The organism is Aeromonas sp. DNP9 (assembly GCF_001728955.1).
Classification (GTDB): domain Bacteria; phylum Pseudomonadota; class Gammaproteobacteria; order Enterobacterales; family Aeromonadaceae; genus Aeromonas; species Aeromonas veronii.
This window is the reverse complement of sequence record NZ_LYSQ01000009.1, coordinates 139,656-147,253: the sequence shown is the minus strand read 5'-3', so window position 1 is coordinate 147,253 and position 7,598 is coordinate 139,656. Positions and strand designations below refer to the sequence as shown.

6 protein-coding genes are annotated in these 7,598 nt (G+C 60.4%); 4 read left to right on the top strand and 2 right to left on the bottom strand.

The window, feature by feature from the left end; genetic code table 11:
- Window positions 1-98: 98 nt before the first annotated feature.
- Window positions 99-536, top strand: coding sequence for a transcriptional regulator (locus A9G06_RS21900; protein WP_139126189.1), 438 nt, complete (start codon window positions 99-101; stop codon window positions 534-536).
- An 83-nt stretch (window positions 537-619) separates the two neighbouring features.
- Here A9G06_RS21900 and A9G06_RS08275 read toward each other — a convergent pair whose 3' ends face one another.
- The gene (locus A9G06_RS08275) at window positions 620-1,813 is read right to left on the bottom strand and encodes an aromatic amino acid transport family protein (protein ID WP_069554886.1); all 1,194 of its coding nucleotides are present in this window, start codon (window positions 1,811-1,813) and stop codon (window positions 620-622) included.
- A 559-nt stretch (window positions 1,814-2,372) separates the two neighbouring features.
- Window positions 2,373-3,359 carry a catabolite repressor/activator gene (cra, locus tag A9G06_RS08270; RefSeq protein ID WP_069554885.1) on the bottom strand — a complete coding sequence of 329 codons (987 nt, stop codon included), beginning with the start codon at window positions 3,357-3,359 and terminating at the stop codon, window positions 2,373-2,375.
- Window positions 3,360-3,666: 307 nt separating this feature from the next.
- On the opposite strand from cra, the gene fruB reads away from it, so the two are divergent.
- The 3 genes from fruB to fruA are packed head-to-tail and all read left to right on the top strand — an operon-like array spanning window position 3,667 to window position 7,492.
- A complete protein-coding gene (gene fruB / locus A9G06_RS08265; RefSeq protein WP_069554884.1) occupies window positions 3,667-4,782 on the top strand; it encodes a fused PTS fructose transporter subunit IIA/HPr protein in 1,116 nt (371 codons plus the stop codon).
- Window positions 4,782-5,771, top strand: coding sequence for a 1-phosphofructokinase (gene pfkB / locus A9G06_RS08260; protein WP_069554883.1), 990 nt, complete (start codon window positions 4,782-4,784; stop codon window positions 5,769-5,771). Before fruB ends, pfkB begins: the two co-directional genes overlap by 1 nt.
- Window positions 5,768-7,492 (top strand): PTS fructose transporter subunit IIBC, encoded by a 1,725-nt coding sequence (fruA, locus tag A9G06_RS08255; protein ID WP_069554882.1) that lies wholly within the window; start codon window positions 5,768-5,770, stop codon window positions 7,490-7,492. Before pfkB ends, fruA begins: the two co-directional genes overlap by 4 nt.
- Window positions 7,493-7,598: the final 106 nt, after the last annotated feature.

The window sequence follows — 7,598 nt, the reverse complement described above, 5'->3', positions numbered from 1 at the left end:
AGGTGATGGCGTATGTCAGCGCCATAAACAAACTCAATACCCTGGGCCTACCTGTCAGAAAGCCCCGGGTGTAGCGGTCACCAGGGGCTGGGGAAGTCATGCCTTGCTGGCTGATTTGGGCAACAACGCTGGTGCTCGCGGGTATGATTTCTGCCTTTCTTATAGACTCTACAGAAAGTAAAAAATTACTTGAAGGATTTAATGCTCCTTTAGGTACATTTAGTTCTCGCATTCTGGCCGCGTATTCACTTGGACTAATAGAAGAACAAGAGTTTTCTGAAGTTGAGGCAATACGGAAAATTCGAAATATGTATGGACATGCTTGGAATGGCATTGATTTTAATCATCCTAAGGTAATGGCCCAGCTTGAAAAGTTACCTTTTAGTGATGAGACCGCTCGTGTGCGACTAAATCATACCGTAGCTAATTTATTGGGTGATTGGTTATGGCGAGAAAGTTACATCATAGAAGAGAAAAGGAAGATGCGTACTTGGCCAAATAAATCCGGTTTTGGACGTCACCATTCGAAAAAATGAATTAAATGGAGTTAGTTGAGTGTAAAAAGCCCCGCCAATCAGATTGGCGGGGCTTTGCTATTTGGGGCATTCAGTATCGGGGATTACAGCGCTGGCAGCATTCCAAGGCTGACGCTGATCTGTACGCCAACAATCAGCACGCCCATGGCGGCGGCTACTCCCAGCGCCACCACGCCACCCGGGGCACGGTAGTGGTGGGCGGGCGCCTGCTTGCGGCTCTGCCATACCAGCGCCACCGGCAGCAGCACCGCGAGGATCGCCAGCGCAATGGCAGCGTATCCGAGGGCCATGATAAAGCCCTGCGGGAAGTAGAGGGCAAACAGCAATGGCGGCACAAAGGTGATGAGGCCGGTCTGGGTGCGGCCCTGCCAGTTGTCCTTGCGGCGGGTCACCTTGGCCATAAAGTCGAACAGCCCCAGTGTCACCCCGAGGAAGGAGGTGGCGAGCGCCAGATCGGCAAACAGGTGCATCGCCTGATTAAACGCAGGCCAGCTCACCAGCTTGCCGACGTTGGCCAGCAGGCTGTCCAGCGCGCCGCCGGTTTGCAGCAGGGCTTGCTGGCCGAGCAGACCGAGGATCGCCACCTGCCACAGCACGTAGAGGATCAGCGGCAGGGCTGAGCCCCAGACAAAGACCCGACGCAGCTGTTTTGGGCAGTCACCGAGGTAGAGCATCACGCTCGGAATGGAGCCGTGAAAGCCGAACGAGGTGAAGATGACCGGCAAGCCCGCCAGCAACAGGCCCTGACCCAGCGGCATCGAGAGTAGATGCTGACCTTCGGTGCGGGGCAGCAGCAACGCCAGCACCACCACCATGATCACCAGTTTGACGGTGAACATCAGCCGGTTGAGGTAATCCACCGATCGGGTACCGACACAGACCATGCCGCCAAACAGAAGGGTAAAGGCCCAGGCGGCCTGTTCCTGGCTGAGGGGCATGCCCGCATCGGCCAGCGCCTGTGCCAGCAGGCTGCTGCCGCCGCTGATGTAGGCGGAGGCCAGCGAGTAGAACAGCATCAGGATACAGAAGGAGGCGATGCGCTTGCCCCAGGGGCCGAGCAGATGGTCCGCCAGTTGGTGCAGGTACCACTTGCCGGTGGCAAGGCTCGCTTCCACCTGCAGCATGGCGGTGAAGGCCATCAGGGCCCAGAGGCCGACCATCAACATCAGGGTGGCGGGGCCGCCGAGGGAGGAGGAGGCCAGCGGCAAGGCCAGCATGCCGGCGCCTATGGTGGTGCCGGCAATCAACAGGGTACAACCCAGGGTTTTGGTATTCATGTTATCCATCCGAACGTAGCGGTGTCAGTGCAAACAGGCGCTGTCAGCAGTGACGTCAACAAGAGGGGGCCGATTGGCGTTATCAGAAGGTGCCTCCGGTGATAGGGCCGGAGGCTAGCAATATCGGAACTGGAACATCTGTACCTAAAACCTGTCAGTTGTAAAAGATGGTTGCCACGTTAGCGGATCAAAATAGCGGAAACAACCCCTTTTATACGGATCTTGTGCTGGCTTGTGGCAACAAGTGGAAATAAATGATGACAGTGATGGCTAATTGCAGAAAAAAACACCGAAAAAATGACTGGTAGGGGCTCATTGATACAGGTCAGCCAAGTGGTTGCAGCACGGATGGGGGAGTGCCTTGTCGTGGTGTTGGCGTTTAGTTCCGGGGTGAAAGGTGTGTGGAGGCCGGTTGTTTAGTCGGCCAGACGGTAGAAACAGCAAAGCGGACGGGTAGGGTTGTGGGGAAAAACAATAAGGCTGCCGATGCTGGCAGCCTTATTGTCATCTGTTCGCTTTACCCACCCATTGACAGCAAATCGGGTCTGCTGCGGTCAGGTTAGCGACGGCGCTTGAGGGTGCGGCTCACATAGTGCAGCCCGCTCTGGTATTCGCCGTTCACCGCCTTGAGCGCCAGATCCAGCGCCTGGCTCGCCAGCGCGTCGTGCTGCTGGGGCAGGGAGTTGATGCCAAAAGGGAGGAAGTCGAGCAGGCGATCGTCCCCGAAGGTGGCCATGGCGAGCTGGCTCATATCGGTCTCCTGCTCCAGCAGGTAGTCCAGTACCCCCTCCATCAGGATGTAGGAGGTGGTGATCAGCGCTTCGGGCAGCTGACCCAGCTGCTGGTGCAGATCTTTGATCAGGCGATACCCCTCGGTGCGCGAGAAGTGATCCCCCTCGCACAGGTGGCGAGCCGCGCTGTGACTGGCGACCGCCTGCTCGAAACCCGCTTTGCGCTCCTGACTGATCGTGAGTGCTGGCAGGGCGGTGATCAAGGCGATATGGCGCAGGGTAGGTGTGAGCAGGGAGCTGGTGAGATCAAAGCTCGCTTTCTCGTTTTCACTGGCGACGGTGACGAACTTGTCGGCGGCCATCGCCCGGTCGATGGCGAGGATTTGGCTGCCTTGCGCCTGCAATTTGCCGTAGAAGGGGTCGTCTGGGGGTAGGCAGCTGGCCACCAGCAGGGCATCCACATGGCGGCTCACCAGCATCTGGGCCAGCTCTTTTTCGGTAGCGGGCTCATCTTCCGAGCAGACAATGAGCAGCTGATAGCCCTGCGCCCGGGCTCCCTGTTCCAGCCGCTTGGCCAGTTTGGCGTAACTGGCGTTCTCAAGGTCGGGCAGGATAAAGCCGAGGGTCTTGGTCTGGCCGCCGCGCAGGGAGGCTGCGCGGCTGTCCGGCTGGTAGTTATGGGCGGTGACCACGGCCATCACCTTGTCGCGGGTGGCCTGACTGATGCGGTATTGATCGGCCTTGCCATTGATCACATAGCTGGCCGTGGTGCGCGAGACACCGGCGAGGGCGGCGATTTCATCCAGTTTCATCATATTGGCTCTGTTTGAGTTGCAAGGCCCACGGTCACTGCCGGGTGAGGGCACCGAAAAGTGTGCGCGGGATCATATCATTGAAAAGCACTCTTTGTGGGTACTTGATCAATTCGCTGAAACGATTCAGTCTGAGTGTAAGTGAAACGATTCAGCTTGTCAGCAGCGCCGCTTCGCAGAGATGCAGAGCAGGGTGGTAAAACCCGGTCAGGATCACATTTCGAGGTATCCCGACTATCGTCAGCTGGCAGGCAAACCGAATGTTCAATTGTGTTGACCCGGCGATGCCGGGATCTGATGGAGAGTGGCTATGTTGAAGTTGGTGCGAGAGCAGATCTTGCTGGGGCAGTCGGTGGCGACCAAGGCCGAGGCGATTGCCCTGTTGGCAGGCAAACTGACCGAGACCGGTCTGGTGGAGGCGGGCTATGTCGATGGCATGCTGGCCCGTGAAGCGCAGCATGCCACCTACCTTGGCAGCGGCATCGCCATTCCTCACGGCACCACCGACACCCGGCATCTGGTGAAGCGCACCGGCGTCATGGTGGCCCAGTTCCCCAATGGCATCGAGTGGGACGAGGGGCAGATCGCCTACGTCGCCATCGGTATCGCTGCCAAGTCGGACGAGCATCTGGGCATTTTGCGCCAGCTCACCCATGTGCTGGGTGACGAGCAGGCGGCAGCCCAGCTCAAAGAGGCCACTGATGCCGACACTATCATCAATATCCTGACCGGCGCCACTGCCGCCAAAGAGGTGCAATACCTGACCCTGGCTGACTTCCCGGCCGATGATCGCGACCAGCTGTTGCTGGGCGCCGCTGCCCGCGCCAAATCCGCCGGTTGGGGCGATGCCGCCATGGTAAGCGCGCTGCTGGCAAGCGAACCGGCCTATCTGGGCGAGGGGGTCTGGCTGGCCCGCGCCAATGTTCAGCAAACAGCATCGGCCCAGACTGGCTGGGTGTTGGCAACGCCTAGCACTGCACTGAACGCAGGGGAGCTGCCGGTCAACGCCATGCTGCTGCTGTGTGCCGCAGATAGCGGCCATCTGCCGCAACTGGAGAATCTGGCCAAACTGGCGGCCGCCGGTCAGCTGGCGACGCTGGCGGGCGGCGAGGGGCTGGCCATGTTGCAAGCGGGCCCCGCGAGCGGTCTTTCCGAAACCTTCACCATCATCAACCCCCACGGCCTGCACGCTCGTCCCGGTGCCATGCTGGTCAAGGTGGCCAAAGAGTTTGCATCCGACATCCGGGTTGCCAATCTGGATGGCAGCGGCGAGGCAGTCTCCGCCAAGAGCCTGATGAAGGTGATCGGCCTTGGGGTCAAATGCGGGCACCGTCTGGCATTTCGCGCCGAAGGGGCAGATGCCGAAGCGGCCCTCAAGGGGATCGGTGAGGCGATCGCCGCTGGTCTCGGCGAGGGGGCGCATTGATGAAGATTGTCACCATTACTCTCAACCCCGCCCTGGATCTCACCACCCGTCTCGAGGCGATGAGCCTTGGCGAAGTGAATCTGGTGAGCGAGGCCAACCTGCGTGCGGCGGGCAAGGGGATCAACGTCGCCATGGTGCTCAAGGATTTGGGCCGCGAGGTAGGCGTCACCGGCTGGCTGGGCGCTGACAATGAACAGAGCTTTGTCTCTCTGTTTGCAGAGCGGGCGCTGGATGATCACTTTGTCCGTGTTGCGGGCAGCACCCGTATCAACGTCAAGATCTCCGAGCAATCCGGTCGGGTCACCGATCTCAACCTGCCGGGGCTCACCATCCAGCAAGAGGAGGTGAGCGCGCTGGAGCAGGCCATCGACCAATTGGCTGCGCATGCAGAGTGGTTCGTGCTGGCGGGCAGCCTGCCCAAAGGGGTGGCCCCCGATTACTGCGCCCATCTGATCCGCCTGCTCAAGGCCAAGGGCAAGCAGGTGATCTTCGATTGCAGCGGCGCGGCCTTAAGCGAAGGGATCAAGGCGGCGCCGACCCTGGTCAAACCCAATCTGGAGGAGCTGAGTCAGTGGGCAGGCCACCCCGTCAAGACGCTGAGCGAGCAGGCCGAGTGTGCCCGCGCGCTGCAGGCCAGCGGGATCCCCAACGTGGTGATCTCCAACGGCGCTGATGGCCTCATCTGGTTTGCCCCGGATGCCGTTTGGCAGGCCATTCCGCCGCGGATGCAGGTGGTCAGCACCGTGGGTGCTGGCGATTCCCTGGTGGCCGGTCTCGCCCATGGTCTCAGCCTTGGCTGGACGCCGGAGCAGACCCTGCGGCTGGCCACCGCCGTCTCGGCCTTGGCGGTCAGTCAGGTCGCGGTCGGCTTTGACGATATCAATGTGCTCAACCCCTTGCTTGAACAGGTGCGTGTAGAGCGTCTGGATGCGCTGGCACCGGTTCAGTGCAATACCCCCTCAATGGAAAACTCAGGAGATGCCCAATGAAAGCAATCTTGGTTACGGCTTGCCCGGCGGGCATTGCCACCAGCTTTCTCGCTGCAAAACGGATAGAACAGCAGGCCAAACTGGCTGGCTGGGAACTCACCCTCGACGTCGGCTCCAGCGTGCAACCCCGCCAGATCCCCTCAAAAGAGCAGATTGCCGCCGCCGACCTGGTGCTGGTTGTCGCCAGTGCTCCGGTGGATCTCGCCGCCTATGATGGCAAGCAGGTCTATCAGGGCAGCATGGATCTCGCCCTGCAGGATCCGGCCGCCTTGCTGGAGGCAGCAACCAGCGGCGCCAGTGTCTATCGCCATCAAGTCGCGCCTGCTGCCGCCAAATCGGCCGCCGCTGGCAAGCGCATCGTGGCGGTGACTGCCTGCCCGACCGGGGTGGCCCACACCTTTATGTCGGCAGAAGCGCTGGAGACCATGGCCAAACAGCTGGGTTATCAGATCCGCGTCGAGACTCAAGGCTCGGTCGGTGCCCAGAACGCCCTGACCGCCGAGGAGATTGCATCCGCCGATCTGGTGTTCCTCGCCACCGATATCGAGGTGGACATGGCCCGTTTCGACGGCAAGCCGGTCTATCGCACCAGTACCGGTGCGGCGCTCAAGAAAACCCGCGCCGAGCTCGACAAGGCGTGGAGTGAGGCGAAAACCTATCGTCACAGCGGTGCCAGCCAGCCCAAGAAAGAGGAAAAAGCCGGCCCCTACAAGCACCTGTTGACCGGTGTCTCCTTCATGCTGCCTATGGTGGTGGCGGGCGGCCTGATTATCGCGCTCTCGTTCGTGTTCGGTATCGAGGCGTTCAAGGTGGAAGGCACTCTGGCCGCGGCTCTGATGAAGATCGGTGGCGGCTCTGCCTTTGCCCTGATGATCCCGGTGCTGGCCGGTTACATTGCCTACTCCATCGCTGACCGCCCGGGTCTCGCTCCTGGCATGATCGGCGGCATGCTGGCAAGCTCGCTGGGCGCCGGTTTCCTCGGCGGCATCGTGGCTGGTTTCCTGGCCGGTTACAGCGCCAAATACCTGAGTGACAAGGTGCGCCTGCCGGTGACCCTGGAAGCGCTCAAGCCCATCCTGATCATTCCGCTCTTTGCCAGCCTCTTTACCGGTCTGGTGATGATCTACGTGGTGGGTGGCCCGGTGGCCGGCATCATGAATGCCATGACCACCTTCCTCAACAACATGGGCTCTGCCAACGCCGTGCTGCTGGGTGTCATCATCGGTGCCATGATGTGCTTCGACATGGGGGGCCCGGTCAACAAGGCTGCCTACGCCTTCGGTGTCGGCCTGCTGGCCTCCAAAACCTACGCCCCCATGGCTGCCGTGATGGCCGCCGGTATGGTGCCGGCGCTGGGGATGGGGATCGCCACCTTCCTGGCCCGCACCAAGTTCATCAAGGCGGAGCAGGAAGCGGGCAAGGCCTCCTTCGTGCTGGGTCTGTGCTTTATCTCCGAGGGGGCCATTCCGTTTGCTGCCAAGGATCCGATGCGGGTCATCCCGGCCTGCATGGTCGGTGGCGCCCTGACCGGTGCGCTCTCCATGCTGTTCGGCTGCGAGCTGATGGCCCCCCACGGCGGTCTGTTCGTGCTGTTCATCCCGCATGCTATCAGCAACGTCATGATGTATATCGTGGCGATTGCGGCAGGCTCGCTGCTGACCGGTGTCTCCTACGCCATGCTCAAGCGCGGTGAAGAGCAGGCCAAGCTGGCAACAGCCTGATAGCTCATCCTCGATAACAGAAGATGTTCAATGCCGCCCGGTTGCAAAGCCAGGCGGCATTTTTATATGCCTTTTAACAGAATCGTTGAGCAGCGGTTACTTAATT